Below are 13,901 nucleotides of genomic sequence, written 5' to 3'. Positions count from 1 at the left end.
CGCTGGACGGGCAAACGCACGATCAGGCATATCTCAAACCGTCGCGACCAATCCCGGTGGCGGCATAACCGAGCGGAAAATCCAACTAAGATAAGGCTTGAAACTGTTCAGACAAACCGAACCACCTATATCTCATTCATAACAGATACTTAACAGACAAATGTATTACACGGTAGTGTTAACAGGCCCTAGTTGGGCCCATAAGCGCTGACGTCAGACGCACCAACTTTTTTGTTCACATAAGTTTACCAACGAACAATTTCCCAATCGGTAATCGCTACATCGCACCTGCCTGGAAATCTGAGCGCTACCAAATTATATTTTATATTCCTCAAAATACTTTTGCATATCAAACTGTATACAATAGAAAAGCACCCAACAGATATCTCTGATGGATGCAAAACTTCTTTAGTAAGATGCTGTATACCTTTCTAAAAAAGGCAGGATCGCACCAGATTAAAAGCCTAGACCTTCGTACTTTTTCTTGAACTTCGATACGCGACCGCCGGTGTCCAGCAGTTTGGCATTGCCGCCTGTCCAGGCAGGATGCGCCGACGGGTCGATGTCCAGCGACAGCGTGTCGCCTTCCTTGCCCCAGGTTGAACGCATTTTCACGATATCGCCGTTTGTCATCTTCACGTCGATGAAGTGATAGTCGGGATGTGTTTCTTTTCTCATGGCTCCCGCTCCTCTCAGGCTTTTTTGGGCTTGTATGTCGTATCTTCAGCGATACGGGCGGATTTACCACGACGGCTGCGCAGGTAATACAGCTTGGCGCGGCGCACGCGGCCGCGGCGCACAACGGTGATGCTGTCGATATTTGTGGAATAGAGCGGGAACACACGTTCCACACCTTCACCGAATGAGATTTTGCGAACAGTGAATGATCCGGAAATGCCTTCACCATTCTTGCGGGAAATGCACACGCCTTCATAGTTCTGAACACGGGTGCGGGTGCCTTCGGTCACTTTATAGCCGACGCGAATGGTATCGCCAGCTTTGAAATCGGGAATATCTTTCCCGAGCGAGGCGACTTGTTCCGCCTCAAGTTCTGCGATCAGGTTCATCTGACCTACTCCTATAAATGCTCACGGTTTTGCCCGCGAAATTTGCGCGTCCTCAGAGCTCTTGGTCTTCATCCGGGTCCCTACCATGCCTTGCACAATAAGCCCGCCAGAGATCAGGACGTCGTTCCTTAGTCAGCCTTTCGGCCATAGCCCTGCGCCAGGCGGTGATCTTCGCGTGGTGGCCGGACTGAAGAATATCCGGTATCGCGCGACCGTCCCAAACGGCGGGCCTTGTGTACTGAGGGTGTTCCAGCAACCCGTCGGAAAAGGATTCTTCTTCGGTGGATGCGTGATTCCCAAGCACGCGCGGTATAAGGCGAACTGTTGCATCAATCAAGGCTTGTGCGGCAATCTCACCCCCGGTCAGGACAAAATCCCCAAGCGAGACCTCTTGAAATCCGAAATGGTCGATCACGCGCTGGTCCACGCCCTCAAACCGGCCACACAGCAGTGTGATTCCGTCGGCTTGCGAAAACTGCTGTGCCATCGCTTGGGTCAGGGGCCGCCCCCGCGGTGACAGATAGATCAGCGGCCAGTTCCCGTGCGCGTCCCGCTGCGCATGGGTGATCGCCCGGCCCAAGACATCGGCCCGCATCACCATGCCGGCCCCACCGCCCGCAGGCGTATCATCGACGTTGCGATGCTTACCTTCCCCAAAGGGCCGCAGGTCAACGGTTTCCAACTGCCAAAGCCCGTCTTTCAGGGCCTTGCCGGTCAGGCTTTCGCCCAAAACCCCCGGAAACGCCTCAGGAAACAGTGTGATCACCTTGGCCGTCCATATACCTGCCAGCTTGGGCGCATGAGTCATCAACTCACGCGGCTTTAGTGTCGCACTGATCGATTTGCGACCATGGGATTTGGGTGTGTCGGTCATTGGCGGTTTTTAGGATAAATTTGCAGAAATAGAAATGTGTCGTATTTTTGTAATGAGACTACAGCGAATTGAACACTACAAACTTCGCGCCAAACGCGTGTCGCCTTCCTGGGCGATCTGTTCAAAACAGCTATCGAGAACTGGAAATATGTCCCATCTGTCTTGCCCAAGCAACGCAGCGGTGTCGTCAATTACCTGTAGCTCAAGATCAGAAACGCGTTTGCCTTTCCATAGCTTATCAGCCAATGCGATAAGCTTTTCTTCAAAACAAACATGCATTACGCCGTATTGTGCATGGCTAAGGCAGCAGCGTGCGATCTCTTTTTGGACACCTCTGCTCAGCAGTAGATGTTCTCCGGCTTGTTCATGCATGTTTCCTTTAGCATCAAGCTCATTTGGATGCACAATTTTACCCGCGTCGTGAACCGCAATGCCAAGGCGTACAAAGTTACTGTCAAATGGTACTTTCAGCATTTCAAGCTGCTTTATAATCAAGTCACCTGCTTCAGCCACCAGTTCATGATGCTTGATAAGCCGTTCTGGGGCCCCCAAGGATACAAGTAACTGAATAGCGTCGTGCGATGATGTCAGCATCGAAGTCCCAATGTGATATAGATAGGCAATTGCTACTGACGCGATACGTCACTGCAAAGAGATGCTATCAACCACAAATAAGTGTTTTCGGTGGCCAAGACGAAAACCATTGCGATCAGCTTTCGCCAGTCAGACCTGCGGCCTCGATCCCGGCCATACCTGCGGCGGCGTCGTTGTCGGATGTGTCCCCTGTCACGCCAACTGCACCGATCACAGCGCCTTTTTTATCTTTGACCAGCAGACCACCGGGTACCGGCACCACTTGTCCGCCATAAAGACCATTGATTGCTGTCATGAAATAGGCCTGCTGTTCTGCCCGCGCCATCTGCGCACTGCCTGCCATGCCCAGCATGATCGCGCCATAGGCCTTGCCGTGCGCAATGGCGAACCGACCAGGGCTGGCGCCATCTTCGCGTTCAAACGCTATCACATGGCCACCGGCATCCAGAACGACGACGGACAGGGGCTTCATTTCCATTTCCTGACCTTTGGCCAATGTCGCCCGGATGATGCTTTTCGCTTTTCTCAGATTGATATCGGCCATGTCAGTGTCCCTTTTCCTTTAGCTCAAGCCTGCGGGCGTGCAACACAGGTTCGGTATAGCCAGACGGCTGCACGCGCCCCTTGAATACCAGATCGCAGGCGGCTTGAAAGGCGATACTGTTAAATTCCGGCGCCATGGGGTGATAGGCCGGGTCATTCGCGTTCTGCCGGTCCACAACGGCGGCCATCTTCTGCATCGCGGCCATCACACGGTCTTCGCTGACCACGCCGTGATGCAACCAGTTGGCCAGCGCCTGTGAACTGATGCGGCAGGTCGCGCGGTCCTCCATCAGGCCCACATCGTTGATATCGGGCACTTTTGAGCATCCAACCCCGTGATCGACCCACCGCACGACATAGCCCAGTATACCTTGTGCGTTGTTTTCGATCTCGGCCGCGATATCGTCATCGCATAGGTTTTCGCCCCCCATCACAGGGATCGTCAGCAGATCGTCCAGCGTGCCGCGACGCCCTTGCGCCTTGATCTCGTCCTGACGAGCAAAGACATCGACCTGATGATAATGCATCGCATGCAGCGTCGCAGCTGTTGGGCTGGGCACCCAGGCACAATTCGCGCCCGCCTTCGGATGGCCGATTTTCTGGTCCAGCATATCGGCCATCAGGTCGGGCATCGCCCACATTCCCTTGCCGATCTGCGCCTTACCCTGCAGACCGCATTCCAACCCGATATCGACATTGCGGTCTTCATAGGACGCAATCCAGGGTGTCGATTTCATCTGGCCCTTGCGAACGAACGGCCCAGCCTCCATCGAGGTATGAATTTCATCCCCTGTCCGATCCAGGAACCCTGTGTTGATGAACGCGACCCGCGCCTTGGCGGCGCGGATACATTCCTTAAGGTTGACCGAGGTGCGGCGTTCTTCGTCCATAATCCCGATCTTCACGGTGTTGGCGGGCAGGCCCAGGATGCCTTCGACCTTTGTGAAAATCTCATCTGCAAAAGCGACCTCCTCGGGTCCGTGCATCTTGGGTTTGACTACATAAACCGACCCGGTTTCCGAATTGCGCGGGCCTTCGCTCTTGGCCAGATCGTGCATCGCAATCATGGCAGTGCAAAGCGCATCCAGCAGTCCCTCGCCAATCTCGTGGCCGTCATCATCCAGCACGGCGGGCGTCGTCATAAGGTGCCCCACATTACGCACCAGCATCAGCGACCGGCATTTAACCATAAACGGCTGACCATCCGGCGCGGTATATTCGAAATCATCGTAAAGCTTGCGGGTGAAGGTTTTGTCGCCCTTTGTGACCTGCTCGGTCAAGTCGCCCTTCATCAGGCCCAGCCAATTGCGATACGCCAGTGCCTTATCAGGGCCATCGACGGCGGCGACTGAATCTTCGCAATCCATGATCGTCGACAGAGCGGCTTCCAGGTTGACGCCCGCGATATGGGCCGGGTCGTCCTTGCCGATCTCGTTATCTGCGTTGATCATGATCTCGATATGCAAACCATTGTTGCGCAGCAGGACCATCTGACAGCCGTCGTTTTCCGCATGGCCCGCGTATTGGTCAGGATCTTTCAACGTTGTCGGACCAGCAGTGGTGGTGATCTGAAGCACCTCACCCGCTTGCAACCCCGCAACATCGGCCCAGGTGCCCGAGGCTAGCGGCACAGATTGATCCAGAAAGGCCTTCGCCCGCGCGATCACCCGGGCGCCGCGGTCTTTGTCGTAGCCGCCACCACTTGGCAGATCGCCCAAGGCATCGGTGCCGTAAAGGGCGTCATAAAGCGACCCCCACCGCGCATTGGCCGCGTTCAGCGCGTAGCGGGCGTTCATGATGGGCACGACCAGTTGAGGACCAGCGATCGTCGCAATCTCAGGATCGACATTCGTGGTTTCTATCTGAAAATCATCGCCCTCAGGCAGCAGATATCCGATGTCCTCCAAAAAAGCCTTATAGGCAGCCGCATCGTGGGGCTGACCCTTGCGCGCCTTATGCCAGTCGTCAATCTGGGTCTGTATCTGCTCGCGCTTTTCTAGAAGCGCGCGGTTCTTCGGCCCACAAGTATTCACCAGATCCGCAAGCCCATCCCAGAAGGCGTCCGCGGCAATACCGGTACCCGGCAGAGCCTCTTTTTCAACAAACTCGGCCAGCGCCGTATCCACCTGCAAACCTGATCGTTCCACGCGGTCCGTCATTTCAGTCCTCCCTTGGGTTGGGAAATAACCTAGAAGGCGACCCAGGGTAACGCAACCGGTCCACCCCCAAGAGTTTTTGAACGTCGGTTAAGTATTTCTTTATAACGCGTCAGACTGATCGCCTGACGATGCTCTGTTCGATTGACATCATCGCTGTTCGACCACTAAAGGCGACATATGTGGCGCAAGCAAAGGGTTTAGAATGATCGATTGGCTGATATTTGTTCCCGCCTGCTTCGCGCTTAACCTTGCTTTTGGTCCAAACAATCTGCTGGCTATGACGCATGGCGCCCGACATGGTGTTCTTTTTGCGCAAAAAGCAGCGGTTGGACGTTTGATTGTGTTTATTGCCATGATCACGGCCAGTGCGCTTGGCCTAGGGTTGCTGCTGACCGCGTCTGCAGCGCTTTTCAACATTGTCAAAGTCCTGGGCGCGATTTACCTGATTTGGCTTGGGATCAAGCTTTGGCGAAGTGCGGCGACCCTTGAAAATTCCGATACAATCGATACCGCGACCTCTACGACGTCTGCTTTCCGGTCCGAGGCTTTGGTCGCGATCAGCAATCCCAAGGCTATTTTGATTTTTGCGGCATTCTTTCCACAATTCGTGTCTGTCGAGGCCTATTGGCAAAGCTACGCGTTGCTGGGTCTGTGTTTCTTGGCGCTTGAGGCTATCGCAATCTTTGCCTATGCGACCGTCGGACGGTTTGCATCGCGTTTCGCATCGGGAAAACTGTCATGGATGCAGCGTGGATCCGGCGTGACCATGTGCCTGTTCGGGGTGTTTTTATTGTTCAGGCCACAGCCGTCGCGATCGTGATCAGAAACGCATAGAATAACAAAGGCAGCCGCGACAGTTGGAAACCAAGCCAGGGTTTATGACCGTCTGACGGCTTTGTTCGATTTTTCGCGCCTGCATCTTTCACTGCAATAGCGGACCTCATCCCAGACTTTGGCCCATTTTTTGCGCCAGGTGAAGGGCAGGCCGCAGGTTGCGCAGGTCTTTTGGGGCAGGTCGGATTTCTTGCGATGGCGCGTCATAGGTCCAACTTCAGTTGTTCGGTGCGCGCCGGGCGTTTGCGCGGCGGATTTTTACGCGGCGCGCGATCGTTGACAAAGTGATTGTTGCTGTCTTTCCGGCTGGCATGTTTTTCGACGATCTGCGCGGCCTCGGCCCGGAAAGCGTCCCCCCGACGAACCGCCCAGACCCTGTCCCGCGCTTCGGCGGCGGCGGACTTCACATCGACGATCGGATGTGGATAGCGCTTGCCCAAAAGCTGGCCCGCGCCATCCCATTTCCAGGGCTCTTGCAGGAATGCGTCGGGAACGTCCGCCAGTTCAGGCACCCAACGCCGGGTGAAGATGCCGGTTGGGTCCTGATCGTAGCCCTGTTTGACCGGGTTATAAATGCGCACAGTATTCATGCCCGTGGTGCCCGATTGCATCTGCGTCTGTGACCAGTGAATGCCCGGTTCATAATCGGTAAACATCCGCGCCAGATGGTTGCCCGTCGGTCGCCAATCGAGCCACAGGTGATAGGATGCCACAGCCATCAGCATCGACCGCATCCGGAAATTCAGCCAACCCGTCGCTGTCAGATAGCGCATACACGCATCTACGAACGGCAGGCCTGTTTCGCCCACCTGCCAGGCATGCAGTCGGGCGGCGTCAGGTTCTTTCGGCCGCAGATTTTCGTAAGCTGAATGCAGGCAGTGGGTTTCGATCCTGGGTTCATCTTCGAGCTTTTGCATGAAGTGATCACGCCAGGCCAAGCGGCTGGTAAAGGAACTCAGCGATCCTGACCAGCCATCACGCTGGCCTTTGACCTGGGCTTTGCGCTGGTTTGCGGCCTGAACGACTTCCTTCATCGACAAGGTGCCCACTGCCAAATGGGCCGACAGCCTGGAACAGGCCCATTCCCCCTGAACTGGGGATGACATCGCCTTGCGATAGGTCTGCCCGCGCGTGTTCAGGAAACTGTCCAAAAGCGCCAAACCATTGGCCCGCCCGCCATTTTGTCGTTGTGGGCATCGATCGGGTTTCAGACCAAGCTGATCTGATGTGGGTATCTGGCCGGGATCACATTCTATAGCCTTCAGCGCCACTGGCGCAGCTATGATCGGAGCGCGGACAAAACGTTCGCGCCGCGCCGCCCAGCCATCGCGACCCTTTAATCGTCTGACCACCCCACTTTGCGGCATCTCATGCCAAAGGATACCATTTGCCCTGCACCAGTCTGCCACGCGAAGATCGCGGCGATAAGTCCAAAGATTGCCCGTTTCTTCGTGACTGATGATACGTGTCAGTCGATGCTCTTCATGGAATTGACCAAACACATCAATCGCGTCACCAACCCGAACAATCAGCGGTGCGCCGAACTGGGCCATGGCTTGCCTTAGCTCATGCAGGCTTTCCGCGATAAAGTCGTACTGTCGTGCAGACGTATCGCTTAGACGCCAATAGTCGGGTTCGACAATATACAGTGGTAAAACGGCATCCGAATGGCCAACTGCCGTCAGAGCCGCGTTATCATGTGTGCGTAGATCACGTTTGAACCAAAGCAAAATTGTCATAGCAAACAGATAAATTTTAATCGACTTATGTCCACGCCTTCCTTTTCCGCGTGCAGTGACATAGCGATGTTTCACAAAACTATGATGTCATCTGCTTTCGAAATCAGGCATCATTGAAGCGAGGGAATGTAAAATGCTGTATCGTATCTATAGTTTAATTGGCGCGATTGTGTTGGGTGGCAGCCTTGGATATCTAGGATTTCTTTTGTTTTCCGGTACGCCTGCTCAAACTGGCAATCGCCGGGCACAATTGTTTATGGATGCCCAGAATTGGCTGATCGAACAATTGGGCATGACAAACGCTGGTCTTTTACTTATGGGTCTTGGCGCTGTCATCGGACTTTACTTTGTTTGGTCCGCGCTGTTTTCCAAGCATGATGATGAAAAAGCTTAAGCATTGTTAAGACTAACTTTTCGCTGCTGCTATTCGATGCCAGCCAAACTGGCTGATTGACCTGCATAAAAGGTCCAGCCAAGCAGTAATGTCAGTAAAACAAGCGCGAATACAACGACCAACGCAATGCCTATCAAAGGTGGACGATGGTTTTCGCGCTGTTTTTCAACGTTTGTATCGGGGGCAGACATTATCAACTCCTTATTGCACTACTCTGGCCAATTAACGGACCGCAGCAGAAAAAGTTCCAAGCATTATTGATTTTCGATGCCTTCGCATTCTGCCTTATGATAAAACGCAATCAGGGACTTATCCGGATCAGGCTTAAAATGGCCAACGCTGCGGGCCTTTTGGATGCGATCAACTCGGAACATTCTGAAGTCGTCGCGCAACTCGCACCATGACATCAGCGTCCAGACCTTGCCCCAAAACCAAAGCCCAAGCGGGCGAATATGTCGCGTCGATCGTTCGCCGTTCGCATCGCTGTAAGTGATATCCAGCACCTGACACTTTTCTATAGCAGCGTCGATCTGATCCAGCCTGGCGCGTAACTTATCATTCATTTCAGGCGCAATTGAGCGTATTTCAACCTTGTCCATCACGGCGCGATCACCTTCAGACAGGACGGCTTCGATCTTGATCAGCGCCTCTTCTGCAGCGCGTGCCATGGAAAGACCGCCCCAGGCCTTGGTCAATCGCGCGCCTGCGACCAATGCGGTGATCTCATCATGGGTAAACATCAGGGGCGGCATGTCAAAACCGCCCTGCATGACATAGCCTACGCCAGCCTCGCCCGTGATCGGAACGCCACTGGCCTGCAGATCAGCGACATCACGATAAATCGTGCGCTTTGAAACCTCGTGCAGGTTCGCCAGCTTTTCCGCCGTGACCAGCCGACCGCCCCGCAGATCTTGCACAATCCTGAAAAGACGGTCGGCGCGTCGCATCACTTGGCCTCGAACAGACCGACAGAGTTGCCGTCAAGATCGTATATATAAAAGAAATCACCGGCAGGGATCGGGATTGCAGGTGACAGCACTTCTCCGCCTGCGGCTTTGACACGGTCCATCGTATCCTGCAGTTTGCCGGGCGCGATCAGGTGGATAGTCGGACCTGTTCCCCTGGTGGCTGGCTTGCCGGGGTAGATATGACCGGCAATGCCCTTATCCCTGTCTTTGGTCTCAAAGTAGGCAACTGGGTTCGGTCCGGTTTCATCATACCGCAGCTTGGTTTGCAGGACCGCTTCGTAAAATTCAGTTGCACGCGCCATGTCGGTGACCGGAATTTCTGCCCAAACTGTAAAATGATCAGGATGGAATGTCATTGGTTTGCTCCTTGTTGTATATCGTGACACATCATTGGCACAGGCCTGCTGACAACGTTATGTCAGCATCGTGTCAGGATCGAAACAGAAAGGGCCAAGATGCGCACCGATACGCCTCAGACGATTTATCTTGCTGACTACACGCCACCGGCTTTTCTGGTGGATGCGGTTCATCTGACCTTTCGTCTTGATCCGAATGCGACGCGCGTCATCAGCCGGATCGAATTTCGTCCGAACCCTGATGCGACATCACAGGATTTTATGCTGCACGGCGAACATCTGAAGCTGATCTGGGCCAAAGTCGACGGTCAGGATGTTCAGACCAATCTGACAGGCGACAGTCTAAAGCTGGATGTACCCAACGCACCATTCATCTGGGAGGCCGAGGTTGAAATCAGCCCCGCCACCAACACCGCACTTGAAGGTCTTTATATGTCGCGCGGTATGTATTGCACCCAGTGTGAGGCCGAAGGGTTTCGCAAGATCACCTATTACCCCGATCGCCCCGATGTGATGGCCGTATTCACTGTACGCATTGAAGGCAACCTGCCGGTACTATTGTCGAACGGCAACGCAGTGGCGCAGGGCGAAGGTTGGGCAGAATGGCACGATCCATGGCCCAAGCCCGCCTATCTATTTGCGCTGGTTGCGGGCGATCTGATTGCGAAGTCCGATACATTCACCACGCGGTCCGGCAGGCAGGTCGATCTGAACCTGTATGTCCGCCCGGGGGACGAACACAAGTGCGATTTCGGGCTGGATGCGCTGAAACGGTCCATGGTCTGGGACGAAAATTTCTATAACGCTGAATATGATCTGGATATCTTTAACATCGTCGCTGTGGACGACTTTAATATGGGCGCAATGGAAAACAAGGGGCTGAATATCTTCAACTCTGCCGCCGTTCTGGCGTCGCCTGAAACCTCAACTGATGCCAACTATGAACGGATTGAGGCGATCATTGCCCATGAGTATTTCCATAACTGGACGGGTAATCGGATCACTTGCCGCGACTGGTTTCAGCTTTGCCTGAAAGAGGGTCTGACCGTTTTCCGCGACCAGCAGTTCACCGCAGATGAACGCAGTGCGGCTGTTGCACGGATCAACGATGTGATGGCGTTGCGTGGGCGTCAATTCCGCGAAGATAACGGACCACTGGCACACCCCGTGCGGCCCGAAAGCTTTGTCGAGATCAACAATTTCTACACCGCCACCGTTTACGAAAAAGGGGCCGAGCTTATCCGGATGCTCAAAACGCTTGTGGGTGATCAGGATTACTACAAAGCGCTTGATCTGTATTTCCGCCGTCACGACGGTCAGGCTTGCACAATCGAAGATTGGCTGAAGGTTTTCGAAGACACCACAGGGCGCGATCTGACCCAATTCAAACGCTGGTATTCGCAGGCCGGAACACCGCGGTTAAAGGTGAGTGAGGCATTTGAAAATGGTGCCTATACGCTAACCTTCCGCCAGAATACGCCACCCACGCCAGGGCAAGAGGCCAAGCAACCGGTTGTCATCCCCATCGCGGTTGGGCTGCTGAACCCGGATGGGGGCGAGGTCGTGGAAACCCAGGTGCTTGAGATGACTGAGGCCGAACAAAGTTTCAGCTTCGATGGCCTTGGGGCAAAGCCCATTCCATCCATTCTGCGCGGATTTTCTGCCCCGGTCATTCTTGAAACAGACGGGATTGGCGATAATGCTGCCTTCCTTCTGGCCCATGATACAGACCCGTTCAACAAATGGGAATCCGGTCGCGCGCTGGCCCGTAGGACCCTGATCGACATGATTACCAAAGGTGCGGCGCCCGATCAAGCATTCCTTGATGCGCTGTTGGCGGTTTTGCGGGATGATAGCCTTGATCCGGCTTTTCGTGCGCTTGTTATGCGCCTGCCGACACAGGATGAACTGGCACAAACCTTGTTTGACATGGGGCACACGCCCGATCCGATGGCGATTTATCAGGCGCTTGAAACGCTGCGCCAGACAATGGCACAGCATATGCAGGACGCTCTTCCGCGGATCTATGCAGCAATGCATGTCGATGGCTCCTACTCCCCCGATGCCGAAGCGGCGGGAAAACGGGCCTTGGGCAATGCTGTTTTATCCTTAATTTCGTTGACCGACGGCGGTGCGCAGGCGCAAAAGCAATATGATTCTGCTGACAATATGACCCAGCAATTGGCGGCATTCGGGTGCTTGTTGAATATCGATCAGTCCGACACTGCAACGCAATCATTTTATGAACAGTGGAAAGCCGACCGACTGGTCATAGACAAGTGGTTTGGCCTGCAGATTTCATATGCCGCCCCGGCAAAGGCGGCCGAGATTACTGAACACCTGACCCAGCATCCTGATTTTGACTGGAAAAACCCCAACCGGTTCCGCAGTGCTTTGGGCGCATTAACGGGAAATGCAGCTGGCTTTCATCATCCAAGCGGCGCAAGCTATGATCTGTTGGCCGACTGGTTGATCCGGTTGGATCCGTTCAATCCGCAGACCACCGCGCGCATGTGCACCGCATTCGAGACCTGGCGCCGTTATGACACAGATCGTCAGGCAAAGATGAAAGCCGCATTGCAAAGAATCGCAGATACACCGAATTTGTCACGCGATGTAACCGAAATGGTGGGCCGCATATTGAACGGCTGATTATGTGCCATTCTTGACGATGTAAAGGACTGAAATGCCATTTTTAATTGCTTTGGCAGGTGCTGCCGTTGCTCTATATTTCTTTGTTCTGCGGTCAAGGAATGCGGCCAATATCGCAGGTGACATATTCGACGCCGCCCTGGACGTGAAAAATGCGGCTCGCAGATTTGGGTTCAAGCGCCGCGCCAATACTCATCCTGTAGAAGATATCGACGACCCCAAGATTGCCATTGCGGCGCTGGCGGTGTCATTTCTTGAGCTTGATGATTATCCCACCCAGGAACATCGCAATGCGCTGCACCGCAATTTGCAATCAGTTCTAAGTATGTCCGACAAGGACGCCGAAGAAATGACCGTTTTGGGACGTTGGCTGATGAACCAATGTGGTGGTGCGGATCAGGCTGTATCGCGCCTGTCTCGCAAGTTGTATAAAATGACCGGCGGCGAGGCTTTCACCCCCCTGCTAACAGTTCTGCGCGATACGCTATCGACGAATGGCGACGATATGAATGACAAACAACGCGATGCGCTGGATGACGTAAAACGGGCCTTCCATATCACCTAGGCTGTGCGGCGCATTAGCTGATATTGGCGGATAATTTCCGACCGACTTGTAGCGCTGTGAAAAATACACACCTGTCATGCAAACGTTGCATTTATCTGATGTGTCAGGCCCATGCAGGAACGGATCGATCCCCTTATTCAGGAACGTGCCCCTTGGTTGTTCAGGGACCGGCCAGGTACGCATTTAGCCCGCACAGCGCTTCACAATATGCTGGGCTACGCGCGCACTTTGGAACTGGCAGAAGAGTTTCGAAGCCAACCCACTGATCAGATCATGCATCGTCTGGGTGCGTTGCTGGCACGCGATGTGACGGTCAGCGGCTTGCAGCACATTCCGCGCCACGGACCCGCTTTGATTGTCGCCAATCATCCGACGGGTATCGCTGATGGTGTCATTCTGAACCACCTGATCAGTCAGTTGCGGTCTGACGCGTTTTATTTTGCCAACGGGGATATCCTGCGCGTTCTGCCGCAGATGGAAACCATGATAGCCTCGGTCGAGTGGCGCGAAGAAAAGCGTACGATAGCCAAGACGCGGGCCACGATGGACTATACACGCAAGGCCGTGAACGATGGCCGCCTTGGGGTGATCTTTCCATCCGGTCGACTGGCCAAACGCCGCGGATTGCGTCTTTATGAACGGCCCTGGATGGCCTCGGCTGCGATGATCGCGCGCAAGTTCGACCTACAGGTGATCCCCGTCAATATCCGCGCCCGAAATTCGGCGCTATTTTATCTGTTCGATCTGATCCACCCCACGCTGCGGGACATCACACTGTTTTATGAAACGCTGAACAAACACCGCCAACCGTTCCGGATCACGGTCGGCGATCCCATTTCCGCCAAGGCTCTACCAGCCAAATCGGAAGACGCCATTCGGGTTTTACGCGACGCAACACTCGCCCTGGGCGGCCGCCACGCACCTGCTGTGTCTTTGGTGCAAATGACACGACGCCCAAGCTGGGTCTGACTTTACGCAGGTCTCAGCTTCATCAACCCTTAAGAGGGCGTTGCTCTATCCAGTTGAGCTACGTGGTCGTGTTGGTTTTTGGTTTTCTGAAGCGTGCAGCGGTTCAAAATGGGAAGCAAGGCGGGAAGCAGAAAACTCTATACAAATCAGTTACATTTTTTTGCCGCTGGTCAGCAGATCATTAAGT

General features: G+C 54.2%; 16 protein-coding genes. 5 read left to right on the top strand and 11 right to left on the bottom strand.

The window, feature by feature from the left end; all coding sequences use genetic code 11:
* Positions 1 to 456: 456 nt before the first annotated feature.
* From rpmE to H7848_RS13585, 6 genes are all read right to left on the bottom strand, one after another.
* Positions 457 to 678, bottom strand: coding sequence for a 50S ribosomal protein L31 (gene rpmE / locus H7848_RS13610; protein WP_208352457.1), 222 nt, complete (start codon positions 676 to 678; stop codon positions 457 to 459).
* A gap of 14 nt (positions 679 to 692) precedes the next feature.
* Complete coding sequence (gene rplS / locus H7848_RS13605) at positions 693 to 1,067, bottom strand: 50S ribosomal protein L19 (RefSeq protein WP_208352456.1); 375 nt, start codon at positions 1,065 to 1,067, stop codon at positions 693 to 695.
* 52 nt (positions 1,068 to 1,119) lie between these two features.
* Positions 1,120 to 1,941 carry a tRNA (guanosine(37)-N1)-methyltransferase TrmD gene (gene trmD / locus H7848_RS13600; RefSeq protein ID WP_208352455.1) on the bottom strand — a complete coding sequence of 274 codons (822 nt, stop codon included), beginning with the start codon at positions 1,939 to 1,941 and terminating at the stop codon, positions 1,120 to 1,122.
* A gap of 75 nt (positions 1,942 to 2,016) precedes the next feature.
* Positions 2,017 to 2,535, bottom strand: coding sequence for a hypothetical protein (locus H7848_RS13595; RefSeq protein WP_208352454.1), 519 nt, complete (start codon positions 2,533 to 2,535; stop codon positions 2,017 to 2,019).
* 115 nt (positions 2,536 to 2,650) lie between these two features.
* Positions 2,651 to 3,079 carry a GlcG/HbpS family heme-binding protein gene (locus H7848_RS13590; protein WP_208352451.1) on the bottom strand — a complete coding sequence of 143 codons (429 nt, stop codon included), beginning with the start codon at positions 3,077 to 3,079 and terminating at the stop codon, positions 2,651 to 2,653.
* Between the two features lies 1 nt (position 3,080).
* Complete coding sequence (locus tag H7848_RS13585) at positions 3,081 to 5,237, bottom strand: malate synthase G (protein ID WP_208352449.1); 2,157 nt, start codon at positions 5,235 to 5,237, stop codon at positions 3,081 to 3,083.
* Between the two features lie 202 nt (positions 5,238 to 5,439).
* On the opposite strand from H7848_RS13585, the gene H7848_RS13580 reads away from it, so the two are divergent.
* Positions 5,440 to 6,057 (top strand): LysE family translocator, encoded by a 618-nt coding sequence (locus H7848_RS13580; RefSeq protein ID WP_208352448.1) that lies wholly within the window; start codon positions 5,440 to 5,442, stop codon positions 6,055 to 6,057.
* A gap of 56 nt (positions 6,058 to 6,113) precedes the next feature.
* Here the strand turns inward: H7848_RS13580 and H7848_RS13575 are convergent, their stop codons facing one another.
* Together H7848_RS13575 and H7848_RS13570 are read right to left on the bottom strand one after the other, a co-directional pair.
* A complete protein-coding gene (locus H7848_RS13575) occupies positions 6,114 to 6,278 on the bottom strand; it encodes a DUF2256 domain-containing protein (protein ID WP_208352447.1) in 165 nt (54 codons plus the stop codon).
* A complete protein-coding gene (locus H7848_RS13570; protein WP_208352446.1) occupies positions 6,275 to 7,810 on the bottom strand; it encodes an FAD-binding domain-containing protein in 1,536 nt (511 codons plus the stop codon). Before H7848_RS13570 ends, H7848_RS13575 begins: the two co-directional genes overlap by 4 nt.
* Before the next feature lie 133 nt (positions 7,811 to 7,943).
* Here H7848_RS13570 and H7848_RS13565 point away from each other — a divergent pair, with 133 nt between their 5' ends.
* Positions 7,944 to 8,204 (top strand): hypothetical protein, encoded by a 261-nt coding sequence (locus H7848_RS13565; RefSeq protein WP_208352445.1) that lies wholly within the window; start codon positions 7,944 to 7,946, stop codon positions 8,202 to 8,204.
* Between the two features lie 29 nt (positions 8,205 to 8,233).
* Here the strand turns inward: H7848_RS13565 and H7848_RS13560 are convergent, their stop codons facing one another.
* From H7848_RS13560 to H7848_RS13550, 3 genes are all read right to left on the bottom strand, one after another.
* Complete coding sequence (locus tag H7848_RS13560; protein ID WP_208352444.1) at positions 8,234 to 8,395, bottom strand: hypothetical protein; 162 nt, start codon at positions 8,393 to 8,395, stop codon at positions 8,234 to 8,236.
* A gap of 63 nt (positions 8,396 to 8,458) precedes the next feature.
* Positions 8,459 to 9,151, bottom strand: coding sequence for a helix-turn-helix transcriptional regulator (locus tag H7848_RS13555; RefSeq protein WP_208352443.1), 693 nt, complete (start codon positions 9,149 to 9,151; stop codon positions 8,459 to 8,461).
* Positions 9,151 to 9,528, bottom strand: a complete 378-nt coding sequence (locus H7848_RS13550) for a VOC family protein (protein ID WP_208352441.1) — start codon at positions 9,526 to 9,528, stop codon at positions 9,151 to 9,153. Before H7848_RS13550 ends, H7848_RS13555 begins: the two co-directional genes overlap by 1 nt.
* A 99-nt stretch (positions 9,529 to 9,627) precedes the next feature.
* Here H7848_RS13550 and pepN point away from each other — a divergent pair, with 99 nt between their 5' ends.
* The 3 genes from pepN (at position 9,628) to H7848_RS13535 (ending at position 13,714) form a co-directional block, all read left to right on the top strand.
* The gene (pepN, locus tag H7848_RS13545) at positions 9,628 to 12,180 is read left to right on the top strand and encodes an aminopeptidase N (RefSeq protein ID WP_208352439.1); all 2,553 of its coding nucleotides are present in this window, start codon (positions 9,628 to 9,630) and stop codon (positions 12,178 to 12,180) included.
* A 34-nt stretch (positions 12,181 to 12,214) separates the two neighbouring features.
* Positions 12,215 to 12,745, top strand: coding sequence for a hypothetical protein (locus tag H7848_RS13540; protein WP_208352436.1), 531 nt, complete (start codon positions 12,215 to 12,217; stop codon positions 12,743 to 12,745).
* Positions 12,746 to 12,856: 111 nt separating this feature from the next.
* The gene (locus H7848_RS13535; protein WP_208352433.1) at positions 12,857 to 13,714 is read left to right on the top strand and encodes a lysophospholipid acyltransferase family protein; all 858 of its coding nucleotides are present in this window, start codon (positions 12,857 to 12,859) and stop codon (positions 13,712 to 13,714) included.
* Positions 13,715 to 13,901: the final 187 nt, after the last annotated feature.

The sequence above is a fragment of the Pseudaestuariivita rosea genome (assembly GCF_017592335.1).
GTDB classification, from domain to species: Bacteria; Pseudomonadota; Alphaproteobacteria; order Rhodobacterales; family Rhodobacteraceae; genus Parasulfitobacter; species Parasulfitobacter rosea.
Note: the sequence above shows the minus strand (reverse complement) of the source record. Positions and strands in the feature narration are given on the sequence as shown.

What these genes read in the sequence shown, in the direction of transcription:
- rpmE (WP_208352457.1), bottom strand. Translation starts at nt 678, where the DNA reads ATGAGAAAAGAAACACATCCCGACTATCACTTCATCGACGTGAAGATG.
- rplS (WP_208352456.1), bottom strand. Translation starts at nt 1,067, where the DNA reads ATGAACCTGATCGCAGAACTTGAGGCGGAACAAGTCGCCTCGCTCGGG.
- trmD (WP_208352455.1), bottom strand. Translation starts at nt 1,941, where the DNA reads ATGACCGACACACCCAAATCCCATGGTCGCAAATCGATCAGTGCGACA.
- H7848_RS13595 (WP_208352454.1), bottom strand. Translation starts at nt 2,535, where the DNA reads ATGCTGACATCATCGCACGACGCTATTCAGTTACTTGTATCCTTGGGG.
- H7848_RS13590 (WP_208352451.1), bottom strand. Translation starts at nt 3,079, where the DNA reads ATGGCCGATATCAATCTGAGAAAAGCGAAAAGCATCATCCGGGCGACA.
- H7848_RS13585 (WP_208352449.1), bottom strand. Translation starts at nt 5,237, where the DNA reads ATGACGGACCGCGTGGAACGATCAGGTTTGCAGGTGGATACGGCGCTG.
- H7848_RS13580 (WP_208352448.1), top strand. Translation starts at nt 5,440, where the DNA reads ATGATCGATTGGCTGATATTTGTTCCCGCCTGCTTCGCGCTTAACCTT.
- H7848_RS13575 (WP_208352447.1), bottom strand. Translation starts at nt 6,278, where the DNA reads ATGACGCGCCATCGCAAGAAATCCGACCTGCCCCAAAAGACCTGCGCA.
- H7848_RS13570 (WP_208352446.1), bottom strand. Translation starts at nt 7,810, where the DNA reads ATGACAATTTTGCTTTGGTTCAAACGTGATCTACGCACACATGATAAC.
- H7848_RS13565 (WP_208352445.1), top strand. Translation starts at nt 7,944, where the DNA reads ATGCTGTATCGTATCTATAGTTTAATTGGCGCGATTGTGTTGGGTGGC.
- H7848_RS13560 (WP_208352444.1), bottom strand. Translation starts at nt 8,395, where the DNA reads ATGTCTGCCCCCGATACAAACGTTGAAAAACAGCGCGAAAACCATCGT.
- H7848_RS13555 (WP_208352443.1), bottom strand. Translation starts at nt 9,151, where the DNA reads ATGCGACGCGCCGACCGTCTTTTCAGGATTGTGCAAGATCTGCGGGGC.
- H7848_RS13550 (WP_208352441.1), bottom strand. Translation starts at nt 9,528, where the DNA reads ATGACATTCCATCCTGATCATTTTACAGTTTGGGCAGAAATTCCGGTC.
- pepN (WP_208352439.1), top strand. Translation starts at nt 9,628, where the DNA reads ATGCGCACCGATACGCCTCAGACGATTTATCTTGCTGACTACACGCCA.
- H7848_RS13540 (WP_208352436.1), top strand. Translation starts at nt 12,215, where the DNA reads ATGCCATTTTTAATTGCTTTGGCAGGTGCTGCCGTTGCTCTATATTTC.
- H7848_RS13535 (WP_208352433.1), top strand. Translation starts at nt 12,857, where the DNA reads ATGCAGGAACGGATCGATCCCCTTATTCAGGAACGTGCCCCTTGGTTG.